Annotated in this window: 27 protein-coding genes and 1 tRNA gene; 27 read left to right on the top strand and 1 reads right to left on the bottom strand. The window is 63.0% G+C overall.

The genetic code is table 11. The features are described 5' to 3' along the window. Nucleotides 1-5 precede the first annotated feature (5 nt). Nucleotides 6-380, bottom strand: coding sequence for a hypothetical protein (locus tag NPS58_RS09780; RefSeq protein ID WP_274115162.1), 375 nt, complete (start codon nt 378-380; stop codon nt 6-8). A 213-nt stretch (nt 381-593) separates the two neighbouring features. Between NPS58_RS09780 and NPS58_RS09775 the strand changes: the two genes are divergently transcribed. The 27 genes from NPS58_RS09775 (at nt 594) to NPS58_RS09645 (ending at nt 24,726) form a co-directional block, all read left to right on the top strand. Continuing rightward, nucleotides 594-2,087 (top strand): sensor domain-containing diguanylate cyclase, encoded by a 1,494-nt coding sequence (locus tag NPS58_RS09775; RefSeq protein WP_274115161.1) that lies wholly within the window; start codon nt 594-596, stop codon nt 2,085-2,087. Beyond that, a complete protein-coding gene (locus NPS58_RS09770) occupies nt 2,080-2,301 on the top strand; it encodes a cysteine-rich CWC family protein (RefSeq protein WP_274115160.1) in 222 nt (73 codons plus the stop codon). The genes NPS58_RS09775 and NPS58_RS09770 overlap by 8 nt, the downstream gene beginning before the upstream one ends. Before the next feature lie 27 nt (nt 2,302-2,328). Further along, nucleotides 2,329-3,021 (top strand): pseudouridine synthase, encoded by a 693-nt coding sequence (locus NPS58_RS09765; RefSeq protein ID WP_274115159.1) that lies wholly within the window; start codon nt 2,329-2,331, stop codon nt 3,019-3,021. A gap of 320 nt (nt 3,022-3,341) precedes the next feature. Further along, the gene (locus NPS58_RS09760) at nt 3,342-4,226 is read left to right on the top strand and encodes an alpha/beta fold hydrolase (RefSeq protein ID WP_274115158.1); all 885 of its coding nucleotides are present in this window, start codon (nt 3,342-3,344) and stop codon (nt 4,224-4,226) included. A gap of 156 nt (nt 4,227-4,382) precedes the next feature. After that, nucleotides 4,383-4,456 (top strand) — tRNA-Gly (locus NPS58_RS09755). A gap of 241 nt (nt 4,457-4,697) precedes the next feature. After that, nucleotides 4,698-6,626: a tyrosine-type recombinase/integrase gene (locus NPS58_RS09750; protein ID WP_034027968.1), complete on the top strand. Its 1,929-nt coding sequence runs from the start codon at nt 4,698-4,700 to the stop codon at nt 6,624-6,626. 569 nt (nt 6,627-7,195) lie between these two features. Next, nucleotides 7,196-7,951 carry a hypothetical protein gene (locus NPS58_RS09745; RefSeq protein ID WP_034027966.1) on the top strand — a complete coding sequence of 252 codons (756 nt, stop codon included), beginning with the start codon at nt 7,196-7,198 and terminating at the stop codon, nt 7,949-7,951. A 118-nt stretch (nt 7,952-8,069) separates the two neighbouring features. After that, a complete protein-coding gene (locus tag NPS58_RS09740; RefSeq protein ID WP_014603611.1) occupies nt 8,070-8,282 on the top strand; it encodes an AlpA family transcriptional regulator in 213 nt (70 codons plus the stop codon). 42 nt (nt 8,283-8,324) lie between these two features. Next, nucleotides 8,325-9,200: a ParA family protein gene (locus tag NPS58_RS09735; protein ID WP_022579827.1), complete on the top strand. Its 876-nt coding sequence runs from the start codon at nt 8,325-8,327 to the stop codon at nt 9,198-9,200. Then, nucleotides 9,184-9,432 (top strand): hypothetical protein, encoded by a 249-nt coding sequence (locus tag NPS58_RS09730; RefSeq protein WP_022579828.1) that lies wholly within the window; start codon nt 9,184-9,186, stop codon nt 9,430-9,432. Before NPS58_RS09735 ends, NPS58_RS09730 begins: the two co-directional genes overlap by 17 nt. Next, nucleotides 9,425-11,053 carry a ParB family protein gene (locus tag NPS58_RS09725; protein WP_033940618.1) on the top strand — a complete coding sequence of 543 codons (1,629 nt, stop codon included), beginning with the start codon at nt 9,425-9,427 and terminating at the stop codon, nt 11,051-11,053. The genes NPS58_RS09730 and NPS58_RS09725 overlap by 8 nt, the downstream gene beginning before the upstream one ends. A 15-nt stretch (nt 11,054-11,068) precedes the next feature. Continuing rightward, nucleotides 11,069-11,629 (top strand): DUF2857 domain-containing protein, encoded by a 561-nt coding sequence (locus NPS58_RS09720; protein ID WP_022579830.1) that lies wholly within the window; start codon nt 11,069-11,071, stop codon nt 11,627-11,629. 3 nt (nt 11,630-11,632) lie between these two features. After that, complete coding sequence (locus NPS58_RS09715; protein ID WP_023124752.1) at nt 11,633-12,877, top strand: STY4528 family pathogenicity island replication protein; 1,245 nt, start codon at nt 11,633-11,635, stop codon at nt 12,875-12,877. Between the two features lie 317 nt (nt 12,878-13,194). After that, nucleotides 13,195-13,980: a PFL_4669 family integrating conjugative element protein gene (locus NPS58_RS09710; RefSeq protein ID WP_034027964.1), complete on the top strand. Its 786-nt coding sequence runs from the start codon at nt 13,195-13,197 to the stop codon at nt 13,978-13,980. Next, nucleotides 13,977-14,504 carry a DUF3158 family protein gene (locus NPS58_RS09705; protein WP_023124754.1) on the top strand — a complete coding sequence of 176 codons (528 nt, stop codon included), beginning with the start codon at nt 13,977-13,979 and terminating at the stop codon, nt 14,502-14,504. The genes NPS58_RS09710 and NPS58_RS09705 overlap by 4 nt, the downstream gene beginning before the upstream one ends. A 73-nt stretch (nt 14,505-14,577) precedes the next feature. Further along, the gene (locus NPS58_RS09700; RefSeq protein WP_023124755.1) at nt 14,578-15,018 is read left to right on the top strand and encodes a single-stranded DNA-binding protein; all 441 of its coding nucleotides are present in this window, start codon (nt 14,578-14,580) and stop codon (nt 15,016-15,018) included. 269 nt (nt 15,019-15,287) lie between these two features. Next, nucleotides 15,288-17,300 (top strand): DNA topoisomerase III, encoded by a 2,013-nt coding sequence (locus NPS58_RS09695; protein WP_023124756.1) that lies wholly within the window; start codon nt 15,288-15,290, stop codon nt 17,298-17,300. 523 nt (nt 17,301-17,823) lie between these two features. Further along, nucleotides 17,824-18,069: a hypothetical protein gene (locus tag NPS58_RS09690; RefSeq protein ID WP_102774530.1), complete on the top strand. Its 246-nt coding sequence runs from the start codon at nt 17,824-17,826 to the stop codon at nt 18,067-18,069. Between the two features lie 330 nt (nt 18,070-18,399). Further along, complete coding sequence (locus NPS58_RS09685; protein ID WP_255849436.1) at nt 18,400-18,612, top strand: hypothetical protein; 213 nt, start codon at nt 18,400-18,402, stop codon at nt 18,610-18,612. Nucleotides 18,613-18,633: 21 nt separating this feature from the next. Continuing rightward, entirely contained in the window at nt 18,634-19,026 is a 393-nt protein-coding gene (locus NPS58_RS09680) for a hypothetical protein (protein ID WP_274115157.1), read from the top strand. A gap of 212 nt (nt 19,027-19,238) precedes the next feature. Beyond that, complete coding sequence (locus tag NPS58_RS09675) at nt 19,239-19,976, top strand: hypothetical protein (protein WP_023124758.1); 738 nt, start codon at nt 19,239-19,241, stop codon at nt 19,974-19,976. Between the two features lie 94 nt (nt 19,977-20,070). Then, nucleotides 20,071-20,349: a hypothetical protein gene (locus NPS58_RS09670; protein ID WP_023124759.1), complete on the top strand. Its 279-nt coding sequence runs from the start codon at nt 20,071-20,073 to the stop codon at nt 20,347-20,349. Between the two features lie 280 nt (nt 20,350-20,629). Next, on the top strand, nt 20,630-21,442 hold the full coding sequence (locus tag NPS58_RS09665) for a hypothetical protein (RefSeq protein WP_023124760.1): 813 nt from the start codon (nt 20,630-20,632) through the stop codon (nt 21,440-21,442). Between the two features lie 378 nt (nt 21,443-21,820). Continuing rightward, the gene (locus NPS58_RS09660) at nt 21,821-22,735 is read left to right on the top strand and encodes a DUF3577 domain-containing protein (RefSeq protein WP_034027962.1); all 915 of its coding nucleotides are present in this window, start codon (nt 21,821-21,823) and stop codon (nt 22,733-22,735) included. A gap of 57 nt (nt 22,736-22,792) precedes the next feature. Further along, on the top strand, nt 22,793-23,491 hold the full coding sequence (locus NPS58_RS09655; RefSeq protein ID WP_022579842.1) for a DUF3275 family protein: 699 nt from the start codon (nt 22,793-22,795) through the stop codon (nt 23,489-23,491). A gap of 92 nt (nt 23,492-23,583) precedes the next feature. Next, a complete protein-coding gene (locus NPS58_RS09650; RefSeq protein WP_022579843.1) occupies nt 23,584-23,991 on the top strand; it encodes a hypothetical protein in 408 nt (135 codons plus the stop codon). An 84-nt stretch (nt 23,992-24,075) separates the two neighbouring features. Continuing rightward, complete coding sequence (locus NPS58_RS09645) at nt 24,076-24,726, top strand: hypothetical protein (RefSeq protein WP_022579844.1); 651 nt, start codon at nt 24,076-24,078, stop codon at nt 24,724-24,726. The last annotated feature ends 64 nt before the right edge of the window (nt 24,727-24,790 follow it).

Genomic DNA, 24,790 nt, shown 5'->3' with positions numbered 1-24,790 from the left:
ACAACCTAGCGATGCCAGTTTCGGTCAGAGCGGCCGTCGCGGTTGCGGTCGTGGCGTGATGGGGCCTGCCGATAGCGGTCATATCCCCGGCCCGGATAGGACTTGTAGTAGTGATCGGGGGCCGAACGGTAGTAGTGCGGTGTCGAACGGTAATAGTGAGGCGCCGGGCGGTAGTACTGCGGCGGCGCCGAGTAATAGCGCTGCTGCGGCACGACATAGTAGCCACGGTTGTAGGGGTAGGCTGGCCGGTAGTATCCCGGATAGCCATAACGGTCGGCGGTATAGATTTCGGTGCGGTGGTAGTAGCCATTTCCTCCATAAGGTACACACGCGGCGGTCAGCGAACTCAGCACTGCAATCAGCAAAAGTCGGCGATACATGGCGGCCTCCCGGACCGCTGAACTGCCCATCCCAGCGGCGCTGGTCGGCGTCGATCGGCAAGCGTTCATCGACACAGATTAAGACCATGCAAAGCAGATCCGGTGCCCGATCCGTAATAATTTGAAACAACGCTGATAACCTCAAACTTTGTCCAGTTATTTTCCGGCCACACCACTAGAATAAACGCCACTGGCTTAGATCAAGGGAATGTCATGCCGTCTCGCTCCGCCCTGTTTTCGCAGCGCTCGCTGATTCTGACCTTGTTGCTGTTGCTTGGCTGCGGCTTTCTGGCCACCTCCCTGATCAGCTATTTCGCCTCGCGCAGCGCGATTCGCGACAACATCGTCAACACCGAGCTGCCGCTGACCTCCGACACCGTGTATTCAGAAATCCAGAAGGATCTGGTTCGGCCCATCCTGATTTCCTCGATGATGGCCCACGACACCTTTCTGCGTGACTGGGCCCTGGCCGGCGAACACGACACGCAGCAACTGTCTCGCTACCTGAATGAAATCATGGGCCAGTACCGCGCCTACACCGCCTATTTTGTCTCCAGTCGAACGGGCAACTACTACCAGGCGCAAAAAGGGGTACTCAAGCGGATCGACCCCAAGGAACCGCGCGACGCCTGGTACTGGCGCGTCCTGAAGATGACCGAGCCCTACGAGATCAATGTCGACGTGGACATGGCCAACCAGGACAGGCTCACGGTGTTCATCAACTACCGGATGTTCGACTACGACGGCAACTTCATCGGTGTCACCGGTATCGGGCTCACGGTCGAGGCCGTGGTGCGCCTGATCGACGACTACCAGCAGCGCTACCAGCGCCAGGTGTATTTCGTCGATCCCAAGGGCCAGGTGGTGCTGACCGGTTCCAACGGCGGCCCCCATGGTGCCAGGGCCGGGCAGTCGCTCAATGAACTGGGCGGCTTGCGCAAACTGCTGCAGCAAATGCCCGAACCGGTTAGCGGCAGCCACGAGTACCGCAGCGATGCCGGCCACAGTCACTTCCTCAACATACGCCTGGTGCCCGAGCTGAACTGGTACCTGTTCGTCGACAAGCGCGAAGATGGCGCGCTGGACAACGTGCGCCAGTCGCTCTACCTGAACCTTGCCATCTGCACCATCATCGGCCTGGTGGTGCTGTCGCTGCTCAATGCCATGGTCAAGCGCCACCAGGACAGCATCGAGGCCCTGGCGACCCTCGACAGCCTGACCGGCCTGCCCAATCGCCGTGGCTTCGACCTGCTGGCAGCACAGGCCCTGCAGGAGTCCCGGCGTGAACCCAATCCACTGGTGGCGCTGTTGATCGACCTGGATCATTTCAAGGCGCTCAACGACACCCACGGCCACCTGGCCGGCGACGAAGTGCTGCGCCAGTTCGCCCGGGTACTGGAGAACTGCCTGCGCCAGGCAGATATCATCTGCCGCTGGGGTGGCGAGGAGTTCATCGTCCTGCTCAAGGACACCGACAGTGCGCGCGCCTGGCAAATCGCCGAAAAGATCCGCCAGCGCACCGAGGAGCTGGACTTCAACTTCGCCGGCAAACCGATCAAACTGACCACCAGCATTGGCTTGAGCACCCTGCAGCGCGAAGATACCCTGCACAGTCTGATCGCCCGCGCCGACCATGCGCTGTACCGTGCCAAACAAAGCGGACGCAACCGCGTCTGCACAGAGATGCCCAGGTCCGACAATGAGTGACACCCAACACTGCCCTGCCTGCGGCGCCAGCAATCGCTGCAGCCTGGCCGACCCACGCACCGCCGCCAAGGCCTGCTGGTGCTACGGCGTCAGCATCGACCCCAAGGTGCTCGAAGCCTTGCCCGCCGAACTGCGCGACAAAGCCTGCCTGTGCCCCGCCTGCGCCCAGGTGCTGGAACAACTGGAAGCGGTAAAAGCAGCCCCGCGCCGTTAAACTGCCCCGCCCTGAACCTGGCCCTGTATGCGTCTCGATCGATTCCTCAGCAACCTGCCCTGCTTCAACCGCCAGCAAGTGCGCCTGCTGCTGGTGGAGCGACGCGTACGCGTGGACGGCTACTGTGTGAGCGACCCGCGCCTGGAAGTGCGCGAGTTCAGCCGCATCGAGGTCGACGACCAGCTGTTGCAGGCCGGGCGCCCGGCCCGCTACCTGATGCTGCACAAGCCCCAGGGCTGCGTCAGCGCCACCCAGGACCCGGAGCACCCCACGGTGCTGGACCTGATCGACGAAGCCGACAAGCATGAACTGCACATTGCCGGACGCCTGGACTACAACACCACCGGCCTGATGCTGCTGACCAACGACGGCCAATGGTCACGGCGCCTGACCCAGCCGAAAACCAAACTGCCCAAGGTCTACTACGTCGAGACCGAACAGGTGATCGAACCTCGCTACATCGACACCTTTGCCCAGGGCTTGTACTTCGCCTTCGAAGACCTCACCACCCTGCCCGCCGAACTGACCCTGATTGGCCCGCGCAGCGCTCGCCTGAGCATCGTTGAAGGGCGCTACCACCAGGTCAAGCGCATGTTCGGCCACTTCGACAACAAGGTGCTGCGCCTGCACCGCGAGCGCATGGGCCCGCTCGCGCTCGACCCGGGCTTGCGGCCCGGCGAGTACCGAGCGCTCTATCCCGAAGAAATCCAGGCGATCTGAGCCTGCGACCGCCTGGCGGAAAGATCCCGTCAATTTTCCCAATGGCACTTGCGGGTTAGGTCGCTGCCTGCTTGAATCCAATCGTCGGTCTGCATGTGACTTACCAGTCACGCCTGTAGTCCAAGACACCTTTTTGCTGGCTATCGGTGCCTCGAAGCGCTGGAGTCCGGCAGATTGCCCACCTAGAACAATACCCGTCGACCAGCCATCAACGGATCGACAAGGGCCCTCGGTTTCTCTTCAAGGCGCATGCCTACCTGTCATAAAGAACGCGCATCCTTGCATGTGCGAACACCCTTTTTGCGCCAGGAGTCGACGACATGAGGCCAGAAATTGCTGTGCTTGATATACAAGGTCAGTATCGGGTTTACACGGAGTTCTATCGCGCAGATGCCGCCGAGAAAACGATCATCCTGATCAATGGGTCGCTGGCCACCACGGCCTCGTTTGCCCAGACGGTGCGCAGCCTGCACCCGCAATTCAACGTGGTGCTCTACGATCAGCCCTACGCCGGCAAGTCCAAGGCGCACAACCGCCATGAGCGACTGCTGACCAAGGAAACCGAAGGGCAGATCCTGCTGGAGCTGATCGACCACTTCGCCGCCGACCACGTCATGTCGTTCTCCTGGGGCGGCGCCTGCACCTTGCTGGCCCTGGCGCACAAACCACGACGCATCCAGAAGGCCGTGGTCAGCTCGTTCTCGCCGGTGATCAATGAGCCGATGCGCGACTACCTGGAAAAGGGCTGCCAGTACCTCAGCGCCTGCGACCGCTACAACGTCGGCAACCTGGTCAACGACACCATCGGCAAACACCTGCCGTCGCTGTTCAAGCGCTTCAACTACCGGCATGTGAGCAGCCTGGACAACCACGAGTATGCGCAGATGCACTTTCACATCAACCAGGTGCTCGACCACGACCTGGACAACGCCCTGCACTCGGCCCGTGTAATCGACATTCCGGTACTGTTCATGAACGGCGAGTGGGACGAATACACCACCATCGATGATGCCCGGCAGTTCAGCCAGCATGTGCGCAACAGCCACTTCAGCGAGATCCGCGCTGCCGGCCACTTCCTGGACATGGAGCACAAGTCGGCCTGCAACCAGACTCGCGATGCCTTGCTGGGCTTTCTAAAGCCGGCTGCCCGGGAGCCTCGTGTCCGTTACCAGTACGGTCAGGAGCACCATGCACTGGCGATCTGAAACCTCCGGTCGGCGGTAGCGCAGCCTCCTGCATCAGCGGCCCTTCGGGGCAGAAGGAAGATGCAAGACCTTGCGCTACCGGCCACCGACCCCAGCCTTTTTTGCGGGCAAGGCTTCAAATCGCAGTGCACTTCTGGTACAACGTCTGGCCTGAAAGCGGGTGTCGTATAATGGCATTACTCCAGCTTCCCAAGCTGATAACGAGGGTTCGATTCCCTTCGCCCGCTCCACTTCGACTTTCCAGGGTCTTCCGCCGAACGCCAGGGAACGTCGTAAGTCATTGTCAGGATTGAGGATTTTCACCCAATCTCGATCCACTGACATCCAGCGAAATCCACTCACAGCCGGTTCCAACTGGTACGTTGAGTGGTACATTGGCAATGCGGAGGTTCCCAAAACCGTATTGTTGCTGGAGGAGCCGGGGTTCCGTCGGGAACATGGCATCCAACTCGTTTCGCAGGAGTTGGGCTCATGCTTTCAGACCTCCAGGTTCGACAGGCCAAGGTGACCGGCAAGGCGTATTCGCTTGTCGATTTCGACGGTCTCTACTTCCATATCTCAGCCACCGGCTTCAAGGCCTGGCACTTCCGCTTCACTTGGGGCGGCAAGCGCGAGCGCATGTCCTTCGGCGGCTATCCCGCGCTTTCCCTGAAAGATGCCCGTCATCTGCGCGACGAGGCCCGGGCCATGCTGGCCAAGGACATCAACCCGCATTCGGAACGCAAGCGCAAACGCCACGTGATTGTCCTGGCGGGCGAGCACACCTTCCAGGCCATCTACGACAAATGGCTGGCCCACCGCAGCCTCTCTCTGGAAAATGAGGGCCGCCAGAGCACGCCCAAACAGATCGGGCGCGTCTTCGCCAAGGATGTGTTTCCCGTATTGCGCCACCTGACCGTCTACGACGTCACTCGCGCCCACCTGCTGGACATCATCGGCAGAGTGGAAAAACGTGGCTCGCTGTCGGTCGCCGAGAAGCTGCGCACCTGGTTCAGCCAGCTATTCACCTACGCCTCGGTGGTGGTGCCCAACATGGGCGACAACCCGGCCAAGGATTTGGATGTGGTGGCGATGCCGCTGCCGCCGGTGGAGAACAACCCCTTTTTGCGCATGCCCGAACTGCCGGCAATGCTGCAGACGTTGCGCAAGTACAGCGGCCGCCTGAATACGCAACTGGGTCTACGTCTGCTGCTGCTCACGGGCGTGCGCACCGGTGAATTGCGCTACGCCACGCCCGATCAGTTCGATCTGGAGCGCGGTCTGTGGATCATCCCGGTTGTCAGGCTCAAGCAACGCAAGCAGCTCACCAAGAAGAAGCGCCAGCGTTTCGCCGACATCCCGCCGTACATCGTGCCACTGTCGTTGCAGGCACAAGAAGTCGTTCGTCATCTGCTGGGAAATCTGAAGCCAGCGCAGGTCTATCTCATTCCCGGTGATTGGTGCCTGAAAAAACCTCTCAGCGAGAACACGCTCAATGGCGCGCTCAAGCGCATGGGATATGAAGACCAGCTCACTGGGCATGGCGTTCGCGCCACCATCTCGACTGCGCTCAATGAATTGGGGTATCCACCCAAATGGGTAGACGCTCAACTTTCGCATGCCGATCCGGATCGGATCAGCGCGACCTACAACCACGCCGAGTACGTCGAGCAACGCCGCATCATGATGCAGGACTGGGCCGACCGCCTGGACTTGTTCGAGCAGAATCAGGTCGAAGTTGCCAGCACGCACCTGACCATCACGCTGCAGGGCCTGCCCACGATTGCCGGGCAGGCGGTCGCGCACCCGCCAGCCCTGAATCCAAATGCCCCTCAGTTGATCGTTGCGCCTGCACCGGATGCGCCAGCGGTTCCAGCTTCCGTATATCGACTTTCGGCGGTGCATCTGCCCGAGTACGCGCGCCCCACGCTGTCAGAGGTGCAGCGCGAGCGTTTGCAATTGCTGGAGATGTTCGAGGCGCCTCACAACCTATCGGTCGCCGATTACGCCAAACTGGTTGGCAAGTCCCGCCGCTGGATCACTTACGAGATTCAGGCCGGCAATCTCCTGTCGATCCATATGGGTCACCGTGGGCAGCGCGTCCCGGACTGGCAACTCGACCCCATCAAACGCAAGCTGATTCAGGCTGTCCTGAAGCTGGTGCCGCGCGGCATCGACACTTGGCACATCTATCACGCACTGCTGCGGCCATACGATGCCCTGGGCAAGTGTCCAGTCATCGAGGCAGTCGATCCGACCAACCTGCATCTTGCAGCTCGACTGGTCGCCGCACATGCCATAGAAACCGATGAGCTTGCAGAGCAATCGGAGGCGTCTCCGGTGCTGGCCAGGCAGACTGTAGAGCGCCTGGTAAAAACGGCAATGTTGGTTGATACGCCCGAAGATCTAGTCGCCCGTTGAGCTGAGGCCGGACGGCAGCACCGTCCGGTCAAGGTCAAAGCAGGGCACAAATAGGTCGATCGCTTCGCATGACCACCCATCCGTCTTCTGCGCGGCCAACTCGCAATTTCCAAGTGTCGGCAGGCAGCGTCTAGCGTCGAATCTGCGCCTGGCAGTCACCACGGGCGATTTCTCTGTGATGCTATCTCGCTATATCAGTATCCCGATCGGATATGACGCCAGCGGATTTCCGTTGCCAATCCCAAGCCCCGAGCAATAGATTCCGACGCTCCCAGATTTTTGAAACCGCTGGCGTATCAGACCATACCGATACGGTTTTGCGGGAGCCGCAACTTCTCACGATCCTGATAGTGCAAGCGTCACTGTCGAGCCGCGACGGACGCTCGATTTTCTTGTGCTCGATGGATTTTTGCACATCGAGCACACAACGCCTACTCGTTGCGCGAACTGATCAGAAGTAATCAAAAGCGGGCGTCATCACTCGCGTCTTGCGCGGACAACAGGCCGACCATGAGGACGGCTGCAAAAGCAGTCGGCCCTGTAGTTCTTCTCCTGGAAGGAGACGGAGCATGCACGAGAACAAAAATGATGCACCAACATCAAAGGTGTTCTACCGCCCGCTCGAAGCGTCCATCCGCTGGGCCGGACTGCTGCGATACGAGCAGGTGATCCTGGCTTCGGTCTCGTCGCCTATGAATCTGCCGCAGTCGCTGGACTGCCCACGTTTGGGCGAACTGCGGCTGTACACCGACCGCATCTATGACGGCATCCTCAACGGGGAACTGCCCTTCGGGCAGCACGGCATCACGACGCGCGACACCGCGTTGATCGAATCGCCTGATCTGACGGTACGCCATGTCGATCTGAAGTGCTGGATGCGCCAGCACTACCCCGAGCAGCGGCCCGGCTTTCTCTTCTCCCGCGGCGAGCGCATCACCCATCCCTTCATCTCTCTGGAAACAGGGCAAGCCATGCTGGTCGAACGCCAGGCTTTGAAATCCGCCCTGGAACAGACCAAACGTCAGCTCCGCGATTTGCAGGACAAGCATGACGCGCTGCTCAAGCAGCCCACGGTGATTCCGGCATGCGCGCAGTGTCCGATCAGTGATCGGGCCGAGGCCACCTACCTGAACATCGTTGGCGGCCTGTTGGAGCTGATGCTCGGCCAGTCGCCATCGGGCACGCCGTACTCCAGCTTCAAGACGCAGGAGGCCGTGGTCAGCGCGCTGGTTGCCCATCACAGCGGCGCCATGGGCATCGCGGAGCGGACATTGAACGGCAAGTTCGCCACCGCCAGGCGCCGACTGCGTAGCGCCTCCCTCTGAGATTTGCCAGCTTGTATGTGCAGTCGCGGGGATTGCATTTGCAATGTCTTTTCGCAGCCGTGTCTATTGAATAGAGGTCACGCCAACAAACGCCACTGAGCGTTCAGGAGTGACCGCCATGTCGCAAACACCTGTACTGCAGCCAAACGAACGCCGCATCCTGCGCCTGGAAGAAGTCGAAGCGAAATCCGGTTTCAAGCGCGCCCACATCTACAACCTGATGAAGAAACGCCAGTTCCCGCAGGCGCTGCGTCTGGGCGTGCGCGCCGTGGGCTGGGATTCCATCGAAATCGATCAGTGGATCGACGAGCGCGTCAACAACCGGGCCTGACCCGTTCTCTCGCGGACTTTCCATCCTGACCCGGAGAACGCCATGCAGGTCGTATCCATCATTTCAACCAAAGGTGGGGTCGGCAAGACCACCACGGCCGCAAACCTTGGCGGTCTCGCTGCGGACGCCGGGCTGCGCGTGCTGCTGCTCGATCTCGATGTGCAGCCCACCTTGTCCTCCTACTACGAGCTGGCCCATCGTGCGCCGGGCGGTATCTATGAATTGCTGGCCTTCAACGAGCGCGACCTCGGCCAGCTTGTGTCCCGCACGATCATCGCGGGCCTGGACTTGGTGCTCTCCAACGACCACCGAGGCGAACTGAACACCTTGCTGCTGCACGCGCCAGACGGGCGACTGCGGCTGCGACACCTACTGCCGATACTGAACCCCCTCTACGACCTGGTGCTGATCGACACCCAGGGCGCGCGCTCGGTGCTGCTGGAGATGGCGGTGCTGGCCTCCGACCTCGCGCTGTCGCCCGTGACCCCGGAAATCCTCGCCGCCCGCGAACTGCGGCGCGGCACCATGCAGTTGCTGGCGGACATTGCGCCGTACCGGCACCTGGGCATCGAGCCGCCGCCGTTGCACCTGCTCATCAACCGCGTCCATCCGGTGTCCGCCAACGCACGGCTGATCCAGCAGGCGCTGCGCGATCTGTTCCAGGGCCACACCGGCATTCGGGTTCTGGCTACCGACGTGCCGGCCATTGAGGCTTATCCGCGGGCCGCGACGCGCGGCCTGCCGGTGCATCGGGTCGAGTACCGCCAGCCAGTGGGCAGAGTCGCTCCCGCCGCGCTCACCACCATGCGCGATCTTGCCGACGAGTTGTTCCCGCAGTGGCAGGATCGATTGGCCGCAGTGTCCGGCCGTCCGCCACAGCCTCTTGATATCAGGAGGCCCCATGGCGAACGCACATGAACTGGCCCGAGGCCACAATCGGCTGCGCGCCCTGATCGAGTTCGCCGTCGGCGAAGGCTGGCACGTCAAGCGCACGGCGGGCGGTCACCTCAAGTTCACCAAGGCAGGCTGCGCCGCGATCTACACCAGTTCGACGGCCAGCGATCACCGGGCAGCCCTCAACGCCCGTGCGCAGATCCGTCGTGCCGAGCGCGAGACCCGATCCCAAGCGCAGGGGGGCGGCCATGACTGAGATCACCTCCCAGCAGATGGCCGGCAAACTGCTTGCGTCCGGGTTCGAGCGCAGCGGCCCGTCAGCAACGACCTTGAGCGACCCGATCGCCGACACGCCCATGGTCGTGACGCTCGACCAGTTGCGCCCCTACGACCACGACCCGCGCAAGAAGCGCAATCCGGTGTACGAGGAAATCAAGGCATCCATCCGCGAGCGTGGCCTGGACGCGGCTCCGGCCATCACCCGGCGGCCCGGCGACGATCACTACATCATCCGCAATGGCGGCAACACGCGACTGGCAATCCTGCGCGAACTCTGGTCGGAGACCCGGGACGAACGTTTTTTTCGGGTCTCATGCCTGTTCCGCCCATGGCCCGAGCGTGGCGAGATCGTCGCGCTCACCGGACATCTTGCGGAAAACGAACTGCGCGGTGGCCTCACCTTCATCGAGCGCGCTTTGGGCGTCGAGAAAGCGCGCGAGTTCTACGAACTGGAAATCCGCTCCACCCTGAGCCAGTCCGAGCTGGCCCGCCGCCTGGCCGCGGACGGATACCCCGTGCAGCAGTCGCACATCAGCCGGATGGCCGACGCCGTACGCTACCTGCTGCCCGCAATCCCGACCGTGCTCTACGCCGGCCTGGGGCGTCACCAGGTCGAGCGGTTGTCGGTCATGCGCAAGGCCTGCGAGCGCACCTGGGAGCACTACGCCAAAGGCCGCTCACTGGTTCAGGACTTCGACGAGTTCTTTCAGGATGTGCTGTCGCAATTCGATGTCCAGGCCGACGAGTTCTCTGCGCAGCGCGTACAGGACGAGCTGATCGGCCAGATGACCGAATTGCTGGACGTCGATTACGACGTGCTCGCTTTGGACATGACCGAATCCGAGAGCCGCCAGCGGGCCTTGGTCAGCGAGCCGACGCCGCCCTCGACGCCGCCTGCCTTGCCAGAGCCAGAAGCCATCGCGCGCCCACCGGCCGATACTGCGCCACCTGCTGCGAGGCCGACGGCAACGCCCTCGACGGGCGAGAGCGACGCGGACGCCAGTCATTCTGGCGCAGCCAGTCCGGCGGTAGATGACGACGTGCTTCGGGAGCACATCGTCTCGCCAGCGCCGACGACCGAACGGCTTGAGTCCATCCAGCGCATGGTCGCCGACCAGTTGGGCGATCCACTGCCGCACGACTTCTCGGCGAATGTCTTGCAGTCCATCCCGGTGCAGGCCGGCGGGCTCTATCCGATCTCGGATGTCTGGTACATCGCCCCCGGCCTGGACACACCCGAGCACCTGCGCATCCACGTCGCGCAGTTTGCCCGCGAGATTGCGGTCGAGGCAGACCTGGGCGAGTGCATCGATGACCGCCCAGACGGCATCGGCTTCGCCTGCCGTGCTCGCACCACAAACCCAGCGCCGCTGGGCCGTGCCGTCCATACGCTGTTGGCTTGCCTGGCCGGTCAGCAGCCCGCCGATGTCGGTCTGGACAACGGGCAACTCGTCATCGACCTGCCGGCGCTGCTGCACGGCCAGGGCGACGTAACCCGACGATTGAGCGACACCGCGCTGGTCAAGCTGTTCCGCCTGCTGCGACTGGCCCGCCGCCTGCTCGATCTCGAAGCCGGCGCTGCGGACTCTGGAACCTAAGCGAGGGAGGCCAGCATGTCCACAGCACACCCACTCAACCAGGCTGTCATCGCCCAGGCCCTCTATGACCTGCGCAATGGGCAACTGCGCCGCTGCAAACTGATGGGGTTTGGCGAGGCAGAGCTGGACGCCCTCAAGCATCCCGCGCTGATCAGCGTGCTGGCCAACGCCAACGTCTCCTGGTGCTCAGTGACGGTCAACCGCGAAGTGCTGCGGCGGCTGCTCCAGCAGGCGCAGGACGTGGAGAAGGAAATCGCCACAGTCGATCGCATGCTCAGGCTGGGCGCGAGCACGGAGATGGTCAGCAAGTTCTATGGCTTGACGCATCAGGAAGTAGCGCTTCGCCGTGAAATCCTCGGTCTGCCCAAGCGCAAGGGCCGACATCCCGTGCTGGACGAGGAGCAGGACACGGAGCTGTGGCGGCAATGGAAGGCCGTGACCAACAGCAGGACGGTCGATCTCGAAGACGAAACCTCCATTCTCGATGCCGCCATGGACTTGGCCGAAGGCATGTCGCTGCCTCTGTCGGTGGTCTGGGCCTCGATCAAGGGCTGGGTCGATCAGGGATTGGCTTGAGTCATGGCCGTGGACGACACCGCACCACGAGTCCGACGCCAAGGCCCCATCGCACTCGCAGAGCTGTTCGATGCTGCGCTGAAAGACCTTGCGCCCAAGCCCGCCCCCAGCGCACCTGCGCCTACACCGGCACAGTCGCCCACGCCTACCTCCGGCGATGCTTTCCTCTTCAGTGGCAACCGGCACGAGACGGTGCCACGCAAGTTGTTCCTCGACCGCCGCCTGACGCCGCTGGAACGAAACGCCTGGCAAGTGTTCCGGCTGATGCTCAACGACGATGGTGTGACCGCATTTCCCACCTACGAGCAGTTGCGGCCCTGGCTGGCGTCCATGCCCTGCGCAGGCCAGGCCTCGCATGAAACCGTGGCACGGGCGCTGACACTGATGCGCCTGACCCGCTGGCTGAGCCTGGTTCGGCGACGGCGTGACCCCAAGACTGGCCGCATCCTCGGCAATCTGTACGTGCTGCACGACGAACCTCTGACACCGTTCGAGGCCATGCAGCTCGACCCGGACTACCTGCAACTCGTCAGCCAGGCGCTCGGCCATTCTGCCAAGGCCGTGCAGATCGTGGGCCTGCACACGCTCAAGGAAATCGGTGAAGACCCATTGCTGGCCGGACGCACCCTCCCGTCACGGTTGCAGGTGATGGCCGAACGCCTCGCCAACCAGGACCTTACGGCCAGCGATAGTTATCCACAGGAAGACGCCATTCACGATTCCGAAGAAGGGGCTCCGAGCCTTCTTCGGAATGGCGAACGCCCCACTACGGATTCCGAAGCAGGGCCGAAACCCGCGCCAGACGTCTCTCTTCGGAATCCGAAGCAGGCCCGTACAGTACGTAGTAGTTGTATTAATGAAATACGTACTACTGCGCAGGCGCGCGCACTGGACGATCTGCAATGGCCCAAGCGCTTTGCGCAACTGAAGGCGGAACAGCAGGCGGGTGCCAAGGTGGCATTGCAGCAGGTTGATGCCTCGCTGAGGCAGGACGTGCTGGACGAATGGGCCGCGCGTTGTAGCAACCACGGCATCCGCAATCCCGCAGGGTATCTGTTCGGCATCATCCAGCGGGCCATCCACGGTGAGTTCAATGCCTGGGCAAAGAAAGACCCGCCACCGGCACCCACTCAACCAAACGAACGGCCACCACCCGCACCGCCGGCCCAAACGCAGGGTAAGCCGGTGCCACCAGAAGTCGCCAGGCAGCACATCGAGCGGCTTCGAGATCTGCTCGCCAACAAGTGAGCAGGCTGGCAAGGCGGTGAAGTGGACACCCATGGATGCCAATAGAGCTATCCCCTGGGGATAGTTCCACCGTTGGGGCGGATGCTGTGCAGTCGCAGACCTGACATCGAACATCTGCCGCAGCAGCGGCGTTGCCCGTCCTGATCCCGACGTGCAGCGTTCGTTGGCGCTCCATGGAGCTATCCCCTGGGGATAGCTCGCGCCGCATGCGGCCACCACGCGTTGAACCGGGGTCTGGCTGGTTTCGGTTTGTTGACTGACTGCCTTCCGCTTCCTGCCGAAGCTGACCGCTCCTTTTCCCACAACGAGCGGACACCATGGCAACCAATGAACCTCTGCAACTGAATCTCGGCTCCCTGCGCAGCGCGATGTCGCTGACGCTTCACACGCACCACGCCTCGCGCATCTGGCATGGCCGTGCCGCCGCCGAGGGGCGACCCGGCATCGTCGGCCTGAACGGCTACATCGCCCAAATGAACAAGATGCGGCGCGGTTCGGAGCAGGACGACCCGTACTCGGATTGTTGGATGCTGCGCATCGAGGTCAAGCTCGACCAGACCAAGACCACGCTGCAATCGCTGCGCGAGCAGGTGGATCAGGCGCTGGCAAGCGTGCCGCCGGCACTCAGCCTGGGCGAGAACCTCAACGTGCAGCCCGTCAAGTTGCCGCTGTTCGTCAATGCGCAGCTCGGCTTTGCCGCCGTCTATCTGCTGGCCGACTACGACGACATCGCCCGCAAACTGATCCTCGCCCACCACACGGCGCTCATCGACCGCAGCACCTTGGAGCGCTGGCTCAACGAGGGCGCCCATGCACTGCGCAGCCTGTTCTCGCTGGCCCAGCAATACCGCTATTCGGGCTGTACGCGCGACGACTTCGTGTCGAAGAACGCCGCAGCACGGGCGGCGTTGGAGAAATTCGGCGAACTGCCGCAGGACGTGCTGGAAGGCACGCGCCGCTCGAAGTTCGCGCCGCCCATCGTGCGCCGTGGCCTGCAACAGCGTGCTGAGAGTCCTGCTGCAGCGCCTGCCCCCAACGACGAGGCCGCCACCGGCGCGGTGCCCGAGGTCGGCGCCGGCGAGGTCGAGGGCGAGCAGGCATGAGCGATCCGAACCGCGAACCCCGCTACTTCCAGGGCCTGCAACAGGCTGCCTTCATGAAGCTGGAACACGCTGCCTCTCTAAAAGGCCTTTTAAAGCCTTTTAAGGGTAAGGGGGATCTTGAGGGCTGGGCCAGCCAGTGCTTCGCCATGCGCGACGAGTTGATTGGCTTGGCGCAGCGGCAGGTGCTGCAACAGGCAGTCGGGCATCCCTTCCACCTGCTGCCCGTGGAGTTGGCCCAGCAAACCACTGGCGCAGGCACGGCGTTTTTGCGCTGGCGCAAGCACGACCGCTCAGCCATGGGCGTAGCCCTGTGGCAGGAATTGATGGCGAACATCGGCACGCCGGTCAACCTGTTGGCCGAGCTGCACGCGATTGAGCTTCAGCGCATCACGCTGAACATGCAGATCAGCCTGTTGCACACCTTGGGCAGGCAGGCCCAGGAGTGCGCCAGCAAGGCCGCCAAGGCGGAAGACGCCTACCTGCGCAGGCTCAAGTCCATCCCACCTGGAATGCGTGATCGGTGATGACACCGGACACCCCAGTACGCGCCCGACGCCGACGCGGCTCGGGTATTTCAATCACCATGGAGATTGCAACATGAGCACGCATTTTTGGGGCGAAGGCAACATTGGCTCCCCGCCCGAGTACCGGGAGTTCCCCAACGGCAACGACGAGCCGCGGCGCTTGCTGCGGCTGAACGTGTATTTCGACAACCCCGTTCCCACCAAAGGCGGCGACTTCGAGGATCGCGGCGGCTTTTGGGCGCCAGTGGAAATCTGGCACCGTGACACCGCGCACTGGAAAAACCTCTACCAGAAAGGCATGCGCGTGCTGGTCGTCGGCCGCATGGAGCGCGAGCCCTGGACGGACAACGAAGATCAGCCACGCGAGACCTGGCAGATCAACGCGCGCAGCGTCGGCATCCTGCCGTTCCGCATCGAGTCCGTGACCCTCAGCCCGAAGCCGCAGGATGCGGAGGCAAAGTCCCAGGCAGTCCAGGAACCGGCTGCGCCAAAAGAGCCGCGGCGTAGGAAGTGACCCGGCATGGGCCGGCCACTGTTCGCCGTTCCATGCTCTCGCGAGCTATCCCCAGGGGATAGCTCCATCAACGTCCACCGGCTTCCATGCGCTCCCGAAAATCGCGGCTCCCGGCCCGCACACCCCGGCTGCACGCCATCTCCGCCCCAGCCATTCCATCCTGTGAAAGTGGTCGCCACCGCTTGCGACTTGTTTGCTGCTGCCCCTGGCGGTGCCCGGCATCCTCGATTCCAGCAACTCAATGAACCACGGAAATCGGATGGACGGACATGCGGCTGTTCTTGTGCGAGAAGCCCTCCCAGGGCAAGGATATTGGCCGGATTCTCGGCGCGACGCGGCGCGGTGAAGGCTGCCTCAACGGCTCCGGCATCACCATCACCTGGTGCATCGGCCATCTCGTAGAAGCGGCAGCACCCGAGGTCTATGACGCGGCGCTCAAGCGCTGGTCGCTGGAACAGTTGCCCATCATTCCCCAGCAGTGGCGGGTCGAGGTCAAACCGAAGGCCGCCACGCAATTCAAGGTCGTCAAGGCGCTTCTGGCGAAGGCGACCCATCTCGTCATCGCCACCGATGCCGACCGCGAGGGCGAACTGATCGCCCGAGAGATCATCGACCTGTGCGGCTACCGTGGCCCCATCGAACGCTTGTGGCTGTCGGCGCTCAACGATGCGTCGATCCGCACCGCGCTCGGCAAGCTACGGCCGTCGTCCGATACGCTGCCGATGTATTACTCGGCGCTGGCGCGTTCGCGGGCAGACTGGCTCGTCGGCATGAACCTCAGCCGTCTGTTCACGGTGCTCGGGCGGCAGGCGGGCTACGACGGCGTGCTGTCGGTCGGACGTGTCCAGACCCCGACCCTGAAGCTGGTCGTGGATCGCGACCGCGAAATCGCGGCTTTCAAGTCGGTGCCGTTCTGGGCCATCGACGTGTCTTTGTCCGCAGAGGGTCAGGCTTTCTCCGCGCAGTGGGTTGCGCCCGATGGCTGCACCGACGACGCCGGTCGTTGTCTGCAACAGCCGGTCGCCCAGCAGGCGGCGCAGCAGATTCGTGCTGCGGGCAGCGCCCAGGTGGTGTCGGTCGAGACCGAGCGCGTGCGCGAAGGCCCGCCGCTGCTGTTCGACCTGGGGACGCTTCAGGAGGTCTGTTCCAGGCAGCTCGGGCTGGACGTGCAGGAGACATTGCAGATCGCCCAGGCCCTGTACGAGACGCACAAGGCCACGACCTACCCGCGCTCGGACTCTGGCTACCTGCCCGAAAGCATGTTCGCCGAGGTGCCCGCCGTCCTGGACAGCCTGCTCAAAACCGACCCGTCGCTGCGACCGATCATGAGTCAGCTCGACCGCTCCCAGCGTTCGCGCGCCTGGAACGACGGCAAGGTCACGGCGCACCACGGCATCATTCCGACGCTCGAACCCGCGAACCTCTCTGCTCTGAGCGAGAAGGAACTGGCGGTGTACCGGCTGATCCGGGCGCATTACCTGGCGCAGTTCCTCCCGCACCACGAGTTCGACCGTACCGTGGCTGAGTTTTCCTGCGGCCGACAGACGCTGGTGGCCGCCGGTAAACAGGTGGTCATCAAGGGCTGGCGTCTGGTGCTGGCCGAACCGCAAGCGGACGAGGACTGCGTCGACGCGGCGCGCAGCCAGGTGCTGCCCCCACTGCGTGAGGGCCTGGCGTGCCAGGTGGCCGAGGCCGAGATCAAGGCGCTCAAGACGATGCCGCCCAAGCCCTATACCCAGGGCGAACTGGTCAAATCAATGAAGGGCATTGCGCGCTTCGTAACCGACCCGCGCCTGAAGCAGAAGCTGAAGGACACGACGGGCATCGGCACCGAGGCGACGCGGGCCAACATCATCAGCGTGCTAATCGCCCGTGGCTACATCGTGAAGAAGGGTCGCTCCATTCGCGCATCGGATGCGGCGTTCACGCTGATCGACGCCGTGCCCGCAGCGATTGCAGACCCCGGCACAACGGCGGTGTGGGAGCAGGCGCTCGACATGATCGAGGCCGGACAGCTCACCCTGGACGTATTCCTCAGCAAGCAGGCCGCCTGGATTTCGCAGTTGATCGCGCAGTACGGCAGCATGTCCCTGTCCATCAAGCTTCCCCATGGGCCAGCATGTCCGCAGTGCGGCGCACCGACGCGCCAGCGCACCGGCAAGAGCGGCCCATTCTGGTCGTGCAGTCGCTACCCCGACTGCAAAGGCACGCTGCCGGTCGAATCCGGTACGCCCAAGCGTGGCGCTTCGCGCTCGCGTAGCAGCGGCCGCAAAGGCGCCTGACTGACTCCGTTTCCCGTGGGCCGCGCCCTGTTTCAAAGGCGTGGCCCGTGTCCCGCACGCCCCTGCGGGTCGCCCAGCGCGCAACGCCTTCTTGTCCGTGTGCGCGTCCCGTCCAGCCGTCCCCGGCTGCGGGACTTGAAGGTAGCTTTTCCGCGAACCGTCTCCCGCGTGTTCTGCTGGTCTGTGTTTCTCCCGCCCACTGCGAAGGGCCCCCCGATGGCTTGCCTGGCAGCGCGAGCCACCCGGAGACCCTTTGTGGTCAGCGGTATTCGGTGCCGGTGCCCACCGGCGCAAAAACGGGCTCCCTTTGTGCGCGGATGTGCGCCAGACGATGCCGGCCCCAGCCACGACATGGGCCGGGTGTGATTGCTGATGAGCAGACGGTTCTAGCGACGACCGGGCCTGCAACAGCCCACGGGTGGTTATTTCCTCCCGAGCCGAAGGTCAGCGAGCCTTCGGCGCCTTTATCTCGCCGATCAACGTTCCGAGCCAATGGCCGGCCACAGCAACAGGAAACCGACGTATGCAACAACCGGAGAAAGTACGAGCCGCGTTCGAGCGCGACCTTGGCAACAAGGTGCTGTTCATCAAGGGCGGCAAACTGCTATTCATCGATGGCATCAATCTCAAGGCCATCGCCGACCGTAAGGCGTATTTCGCTTCGCTGCGTGCGCGGCAGGCGCAACCCATTGTGGTCCTGGCCGAACTGGGACGGGACGAGGCATTCGCCCTGTGGAAGCAGCATGTCCTGGGCGACACGCCCGAGTGAGCCAACGCAGCCACGCACCACCCTGACGGCCCGCACTCGATGCGGGTTTTCTGTCTCGGCGGCCATCAATCCGGGCTGGGCCGAATGCCGTTTTCCAACTGACGCAGCGCGGCCCCCGCACCAAGCTGCCCGCATGTTAGCTGATTCGTCAGCACATGCCAGCAGCCATGGGTTCCAGGCTGCCGCGGGTTCTTCCCGCGTAACCCGCCAGTCCGTATCGCATCAGGTCTGCGGACACGCGTCCCCGTGACGCCGATGCTTTTTATCCACCGCGTGCGGGAGCTGCCATCCCGTGAGGGACAAGGCCCCGCTTTTCCAAGGAGCCTACCCATGTCCCACAAAGCCTCTTTCGGCCAGTTGGCCTTGACCTATTGCGGCAAGTTCCTGCCGCTTGAAGTCCTGCAAAGCGCCGCCGGCCACTACATCGGCACGCGCGATACCGAAGGTCCCGTTTCGCGGGAATCGCACGAGTACTTCCGCAGCCATGCAGCGGCGCAGCACGCCCTCGAAAGAGGCGGCTGGTCCCAGCTCGCCATTCCCTGATCCAACTGGAGGAATCACGCCATGAATCAACTGCTGCCGCAGGAAGTCGTCGATCAGATCATGCGGGAAGAGCAGCATTTCGCTGCCGCGCCCCAAGCCTTCTTCGAGGCCTGGAAGCGTGGTGCCGAGATCGCTGGCCCCGAATGGTTCGGCGACGGCAGCCGTGACGGCCTGAACCAGGCCAAAAGCAAGTGGGATCTGCGTCCCAACATGCTGCGGCTCAACGATGCCCTCAGTGTTCTGAGCAGCGGGCAACGCATGTTTCTGTCCGCTATGGTCAGCTTCTACAACGCGCGCGAGGGCGGTGCCATGCTCAAACGCTGCCACTTCCACGGGCTGTCGGACTTCGACGGTCTCGACTTGGAACGCCGCAAGGTCATTGCCGACTTGATGCTGAACTACAGCGGCTGGTGAACCCGTTTCCGGCACACCCCCGTCTTTTCGTTCCCCACGAGGGACATGCGCCCACACGGCCATGTCCCTCGATTTCCTTTCCGTTGCCCAGCGTAAAGCGGCTGAATCAAAGCCAACGATCAGCGTCGACTGACGCATTTTCCCTTTTCAACCCACCGGGTCCAATTCCCGGTGGCGGGAATTGGCTCCATTATTCAATCTGGAGAGTTCCCATGTCCCAGAATCCCAATCCCTTTCTCCGCGGCTACTGGAATTTGAAGATCGTCCGCACGCTGTCCATCAGCTACGAGGACGGAAGCCCGCATGTCTGGCGAAACATCCACCCGAGCCAGCAACACCTTTCCGACGAGGAATTGATTTCATCGTCCTGCATCGTCACCAGCGATTTCGCGGTGGTCACGAACGGCTCTGAACCTATAAGCGCCGAGGTGCTGGCCGAATGCGATGCCGATGAAGGCGTTAACGGCGAAGGCGTGATCGGTGCCGTGGTCTATGCCATTCATGGCGAGGACTTCGACGGTCGCCTGATCCACGTCGGTGACAGCTATTCGGTCGAGGCCGCGCGGGAAGTCGTGCAGCGCCTGAGTTTCGAGACCGGCTACTACAGCCGATGCTGGGAGATCAGCAGCGCGCACATCAGCCAGGAAACCGGCCTGTACCTCGCCAATCTGGCGGACCTTGCCACGCCGGAGGCCTTTCTGTTCATCGCCTTTCGGGTTCCGTACAGCCCGGCGATTGGCGTCAAGCTGATCTCCACGCCCTGGACGGACAAGAACCTGGAATACGCCGAGGGCATCACCGCCGAGCAGCTTCGGCAGGAGCACCGCAGCAAGGGCATGCCAGACGACCTGGCGAACATCCTGGAACTGGCTGGCCAGGCCGATGTGCGCATCCTCATCCTCGACGCTGACGCGCCCGTGTTGCTGGGCCTGCCGCTGGCCGAGCCCTAGCAAACACACCACGCGCCCACCTTCCTCTTTGCCCTCCATGCCAGCCTGTCTCCTTTCTGGGAGCCGGGCTGGTCCTATTTCATAGGAGCACTTTATGTTCCCCGACCTCATCTCGCCCGCGCGCGACTTCGAGCATCAGCTTGGAGCCTGCGTCAACGCCATGGGCCAGGACGACGCCATCGGCCAGATCCTGGTATTCGAGCGCTTGAGCGGCATGCTGCACATGCGCCATATCGCCAGCGCCGATCTGGCAGACACCGACATTGATGCCTACGAAATGGTCGTCTTCGACGGTGGCAACACCGGCGGCGACACGTGGAAGCACGTGTTCTTTCCACGTCAGCGCGAACACTACTTCGTGTGCCAAGCCTGACCACCCAGCCCCTTTCGAGGGGCCTTTTCTTGTCGCGGCGCAGGAAAGCGGGTGCGGCGCGGTGCGGTTTCCTGAGCGCAGGCCACTCACTCCAGGGCCATCCTTGCCCAATGTTCGTCGGCGTTGCCGACACATGCCCAGGCAGCCAAGACCTTCAAGGCTGCAAGCGCGGGAAACCGTGCTGGTTGTTTCTTCCTACGGACGCACCGCGCCCATTCACCCACAAGGGACCTCTCCCTTGCGGGCGGGGAATCCCTTGTTCTTCCTCAAGGAGATTCACATGGATCGCTCTCTTATCAAGACCCTGATGCCTTCGCTGGTCGCAGGCCATGTGCCGCGCAACGTGCGGTCGTTCAAGTACCGCGTGTTCGATGATCAGCCACAGTCCTCGACACTGGGCTTCGTTATCGATCCCCAGCCCTTCGACGGCAGGGTGGTCGCCGCCAGCGAGGACGCCATCGTCGTCAAGCTCAAGCCCAGCGAGTTCGCGGTACTCGATCCCAACCTGGTGACCAGCATTCCCAGCGAGGGCACCAAGGTGCATGTCCAACCCTATGCCCGTCGTCGTTTCGACGGTCTGCGTGCGGACACGCCAGAAGAGCGCACCGAGATGATGTCCGACGGCACGCCCTACACCGTCAAGACACACATCCTCGGCTCCGCGCCGGCCAAGTTGCCCATTCCCGAGCCGCAGTGCATGGAACTGGGTCAGCTCATCGAGCAGTTGGAGGAAATGCCGGCGCCCGACGGGTTCCGCCGCATCACCCACATGCTGGTCGATGCGGGCGCCCACGACTTCACCTGGGTCGATCCGAAGCCGTCCAGGATCATCGAAACGCCCCCGGCGATCAGTTTCACGGTTTCGACCGCGAAGTTCGCCGGCCAGGTGACGATCCTCTACCAACGCGGCAGCGATACCTATGCGGTGGAGCTGCGCCGCGACGGCGAGTTGGTCGATCGGCACGACGAGGTGTATTTCGACATGCTCGGCGAAGTGCTGGAGCGACTCATAGACGACGGGCGCTGGCGCCTGATCGACGTGAGCGTGATCGGCGCGAAGACGTCCCGACGGCGCCGCGCTGTACCGGCGTGACACCACGAAAAGTACCAGGCGACATGCCCCCACAGGCTCTCCCTCCATTCGGAAGGAGGGCCTTTTTTCTGCCGTGGGAGATTTCATCAAAGGGAATCGATCGGATACCGATTGATGGCTGCCTCGCGCGCGAGGCCTGGTCATGCTGAGCCCATGCCTGCTGACGTTGTCAGCGACATGCCAGGCAACCACCGGTCTTCGAGGTTGCGACGTAGTTCCCACTGCGTGACCGAGCCAGCTCGCACCGCATCCATTCGCGAGCGGCCACCAGTCTCTGGTGGTGGATGCTTTCGCCTTATCAACCCATCGCGGGGTTACGCACCTTTCCCCGCAGCGTGGGGCTGGTGTGTCTCCGCTTCATCCCTATGGAGATTCACCATGACCACCACATCCAACGAGAAATCGTATTTTGACCTCCACACTTCGGGCATCGGTTACATCCAGCGTGCCCGTGAAGTACCTGTTCGGGGCGGCCGCCGTGCGCAGCCTTTCCTGGCATGCACCATCGCCGCGCTGGTCGGCCCCGCCAAGGATCCCATCTATCGCTATTTCGACGTCAAGGTCTCGGGTGCCGAGGCCAAGAAACTGGTCGAGCGCTACATCGGCGTTGACGATCCCAAGCAGCGCCCACTGGTGCGCTTTCGCCTCGGCGACCTGTGGGGCGATGCGTACATCCGCGACAAGGGCGAGCAGAAAGGCCAAGCCGCCGCGTCCCTCAAGGCGCGACTGCTCAAGGCCGAGCCGCTTGACCGGGCCGAACTGGCTTCGATCAGGCAGCACGAGCTGATCACCCGCGGCATCGGCTACCTCAGCCGTCCGAAGGACGTCACGCCCAAAGATGGCGACCCGTTCCTCTCTTGCACCGTCGCCGCGCTGGCCGGGCCTGTCGATGAACCGGAGTATCGGTACTTCGACACCATCGTTACCACCCCTGAAGCCGAGCATCTGGTTCGCCGGTGCGTGCAGGCCATCGAAGGGGACTGCAAGGTGCTGATCGCCTTCCGTCTCAACGACATGAAGATCGATCCGTACATCCGCACCAAGGGTGAGCGCGCTGGGGAACCGGCCGCAAGCCTGGATTCGACACTGATCCACATCGGCCTGATCAAGATCGACGGCACCAAGGTCTATCCGACGAGCCCCGCGCAAGCCGATTCGCCGCCGGCCCAGGACGCTCCCGCGCCCGAAGCCGAGGACGCCGACCTCGCTTCCGATCAGCCTGTCGAGCCCGCCGAGCGTGAGCCCGAAGGTGAAGTCGAGGAGCAGGAGCCGGCATTGGCTGCTTCGTTCTGATCCGGCATGGCCCTTCATGGGGCCTTGCCGCTCTTGCTATTCACAAGGAGAACCATCATGGCAGTCACATCGGCGCCCGAGAAATCGGTTTCGCCCATCATCGTCCCCGGCCAACTCACGCTGCGTACCATCCGCGGCAAGAACGGCCCCTTCACGGTCGGACGCCTCGCCACGCACCTCGGTACGTTCGAGGTCAAGGACCCGGAGCTGGAGCAATACCCCGAAGGCAAGTACGACGGGGAGTTCATCATCAGGTACATCTTCCCGAAGTCCTACCCGGTCGGTGGCGGCATGCGCTTCGAGATCCGCGCCAGCCTGGACGGAATGACGCTCTACGACATCGACAAACTGAGCCGTGACGAGGCACGCAGCTTCGCCACCCAGGACCTCGATCCACTTGATGAAGAGTTGGGCGCACAGCCTGCAGTAACACCGGCAACACCGGCCAAGCCCAGCAAAACTTCCAGGCCCGCCAAGCCAGCACCCGTGCAGGCATCCACGGACCCGCTGGTCGATACCACGCCCTTCGGCGTGGATGCGCCGACGCCCGCTGCGGCAACTGCTCCCGGCAGTACCGAAGATGGCGACGCCGCGCTGTTCAGCTTGCTCTGGCCGCTGGGCGAGTCCGTGAAACTGGATTCGACCATCGACCGCCGCACCCTGCGCACGCAGATCGCCCGCCTGGGCGAACTGGGCTACGCGCTGGACTTCAAGACGCAGGAGTGGAGCCGCCAGGCCGAACTGCAACCTGCGTAGTACTGGCATCACATCTGCGGTGTGCTTCATCCACCCGCCGGGGGTCTTCCCCACGGGAAGGCTTCTGGCTCAATTTTTTCAGGAGGCCTCTCATGGGCTGGTATTTCTCACCCCAATCGCGCTCTGAACTGATCGCGGAGTTGATCGCACCGCAAGAGACCGAGCGCGCCAGCGTCAAGGTCATCGCCCACGCGCTGCGTGGCAACGTCCTCTGGTCTGTTGTGCAAGTGACGGCCAAGGCCGAAGGCGTACACCGTGATCTCGCACCGGGCCAGTCCCTGTGCACCATCCGCTGCGATCTGCTGGAACGCAGCGGCGGCCAGTGGGGCTACAAGCCGCTGGACGAATCCATGCACCCGTACTACTACTCGTGCCCGCTGTCCTATCTGAACCTCGCACCGGAGCAGTCCGCCGAATGGCGTGCAGGCGTTCGCGCCTACCACGTGCGGCGGCGCACATCCAAGGAAGCCACAGCTCCAGCTACGGCGCTGACGGCCTGAGTCAGGGACGCTTTTTTTCCACCCCAAGGGGCAGTACTTGCCCCCTGCGGGCGGTGCTGTTCCCGTTCATCCGAGGACACCACCATGCCCGCAAACACTTCTTCCACCACGCTGTACCGCATCGACGAATGCCCGGAAGTGATGGCCGACGCTTGCGTCGGCGATGACCAGGGCAACCTGATCTTCCTGTCGATCTGGGCGCGGGACACCGCCGTCCAGCAGTTCCTGGCTCGCCTGACCCTCGGGCGCGACGAGCAGGGGCTGGAGCAGTTCCATGTCATCACCGACCAGGGTGGCAGCGTCCCGGTGTTCGTCGGCAACGTCGATCGCCTGGAAAAGCGCATGACCCGCGCCTACCGGCGAACGCTGTTCGGTTCGCTGTCCAACGTGTGGCTGTTCGATCGGCGCTGCGTCAAGCCCGACAAGGCCAACGCCAGCGCACTGGCATTGCTGCCCCGCGATAGCGACCACCGGCTTGACCGCTTGTGGCCGTTGGTGCAGGACACCTGCCCACTGCCGTTGCTCGACCACTGGCGCGAAACCGTGCTGGAACTGCTGCAAAGCCGCGAGATGCTGACCCGCCTGCCATTCGCCCTCGGGCCTTTGGTGGGCCATCGGCTCGCCATCGACGTGCCGGCGCTGACCCAGGCGCTCGGCTCGCTGATCCGCAGTGACGTGCTCACCGCCTATCCCTATCCGGCCAGGATTTGGACGCCGGAAACGGTAACGGCTTGACCCACCTGCGCAGGCACGCCAAGGCGCGCCTTCTCTATTCATCCCCGCCAACCAGGAGACTTCC

The sequence above is a fragment of the Pseudomonas putida genome, assembly GCF_028682455.1.
GTDB lineage: Bacteria > Pseudomonadota > Gammaproteobacteria > Pseudomonadales > Pseudomonadaceae > Aquipseudomonas > Aquipseudomonas putida_AA.
This window is presented reverse-complemented; position numbering and strand designations above follow the sequence as displayed.

Coding starts and splice junctions, on each gene's coding strand:
- NPS58_RS09770 (WP_274115160.1), top strand. CDS start 2,080: ATGAGTGACACCCAACACTGCCCTGCCTGCGGCGCCAGCAATCGCTGC.
- NPS58_RS09725 (WP_033940618.1), top strand. CDS start 9,425: ATGACTGAGATCACCTCCCAGCAGATGGCCGGCAAACTGCTTGCGTCC.
- NPS58_RS09705 (WP_023124754.1), top strand. CDS start 13,977: ATGAGCGATCCGAACCGCGAACCCCGCTACTTCCAGGGCCTGCAACAG.
- NPS58_RS09650 (WP_022579843.1), top strand. CDS start 23,584: ATGGGCTGGTATTTCTCACCCCAATCGCGCTCTGAACTGATCGCGGAG.
- NPS58_RS09680 (WP_274115157.1), top strand. CDS start 18,634: ATGAATCAACTGCTGCCGCAGGAAGTCGTCGATCAGATCATGCGGGAA.
- NPS58_RS09665 (WP_023124760.1), top strand. CDS start 20,630: ATGGATCGCTCTCTTATCAAGACCCTGATGCCTTCGCTGGTCGCAGGC.
- NPS58_RS09730 (WP_022579828.1), top strand. CDS start 9,184: ATGGCGAACGCACATGAACTGGCCCGAGGCCACAATCGGCTGCGCGCC.
- NPS58_RS09675 (WP_023124758.1), top strand. CDS start 19,239: ATGTCCCAGAATCCCAATCCCTTTCTCCGCGGCTACTGGAATTTGAAG.
- NPS58_RS09670 (WP_023124759.1), top strand. CDS start 20,071: ATGTTCCCCGACCTCATCTCGCCCGCGCGCGACTTCGAGCATCAGCTT.
- NPS58_RS09765 (WP_274115159.1), top strand. CDS start 2,329: ATGCGTCTCGATCGATTCCTCAGCAACCTGCCCTGCTTCAACCGCCAG.
- NPS58_RS09655 (WP_022579842.1), top strand. CDS start 22,793: ATGGCAGTCACATCGGCGCCCGAGAAATCGGTTTCGCCCATCATCGTC.
- NPS58_RS09660 (WP_034027962.1), top strand. CDS start 21,821: ATGACCACCACATCCAACGAGAAATCGTATTTTGACCTCCACACTTCG.
- NPS58_RS09715 (WP_023124752.1), top strand. CDS start 11,633: ATGGCCGTGGACGACACCGCACCACGAGTCCGACGCCAAGGCCCCATC.
- NPS58_RS09695 (WP_023124756.1), top strand. CDS start 15,288: ATGCGGCTGTTCTTGTGCGAGAAGCCCTCCCAGGGCAAGGATATTGGC.
- NPS58_RS09645 (WP_022579844.1), top strand. CDS start 24,076: ATGCCCGCAAACACTTCTTCCACCACGCTGTACCGCATCGACGAATGC.
- NPS58_RS09775 (WP_274115161.1), top strand. CDS start 594: ATGCCGTCTCGCTCCGCCCTGTTTTCGCAGCGCTCGCTGATTCTGACC.
- NPS58_RS09750 (WP_034027968.1), top strand. CDS start 4,698: ATGCTTTCAGACCTCCAGGTTCGACAGGCCAAGGTGACCGGCAAGGCG.
- NPS58_RS09780 (WP_274115162.1), bottom strand. CDS start 380: ATGTATCGCCGACTTTTGCTGATTGCAGTGCTGAGTTCGCTGACCGCC.
- NPS58_RS09760 (WP_274115158.1), top strand. CDS start 3,342: ATGAGGCCAGAAATTGCTGTGCTTGATATACAAGGTCAGTATCGGGTT.
- NPS58_RS09720 (WP_022579830.1), top strand. CDS start 11,069: ATGTCCACAGCACACCCACTCAACCAGGCTGTCATCGCCCAGGCCCTC.
- NPS58_RS09685 (WP_255849436.1), top strand. CDS start 18,400: ATGTCCCACAAAGCCTCTTTCGGCCAGTTGGCCTTGACCTATTGCGGC.
- NPS58_RS09710 (WP_034027964.1), top strand. CDS start 13,195: ATGGCAACCAATGAACCTCTGCAACTGAATCTCGGCTCCCTGCGCAGC.
- NPS58_RS09735 (WP_022579827.1), top strand. CDS start 8,325: ATGCAGGTCGTATCCATCATTTCAACCAAAGGTGGGGTCGGCAAGACC.
- NPS58_RS09700 (WP_023124755.1), top strand. CDS start 14,578: ATGAGCACGCATTTTTGGGGCGAAGGCAACATTGGCTCCCCGCCCGAG.
- NPS58_RS09745 (WP_034027966.1), top strand. CDS start 7,196: ATGCACGAGAACAAAAATGATGCACCAACATCAAAGGTGTTCTACCGC.
- NPS58_RS09690 (WP_102774530.1), top strand. CDS start 17,824: ATGCAACAACCGGAGAAAGTACGAGCCGCGTTCGAGCGCGACCTTGGC.
- NPS58_RS09740 (WP_014603611.1), top strand. CDS start 8,070: ATGTCGCAAACACCTGTACTGCAGCCAAACGAACGCCGCATCCTGCGC.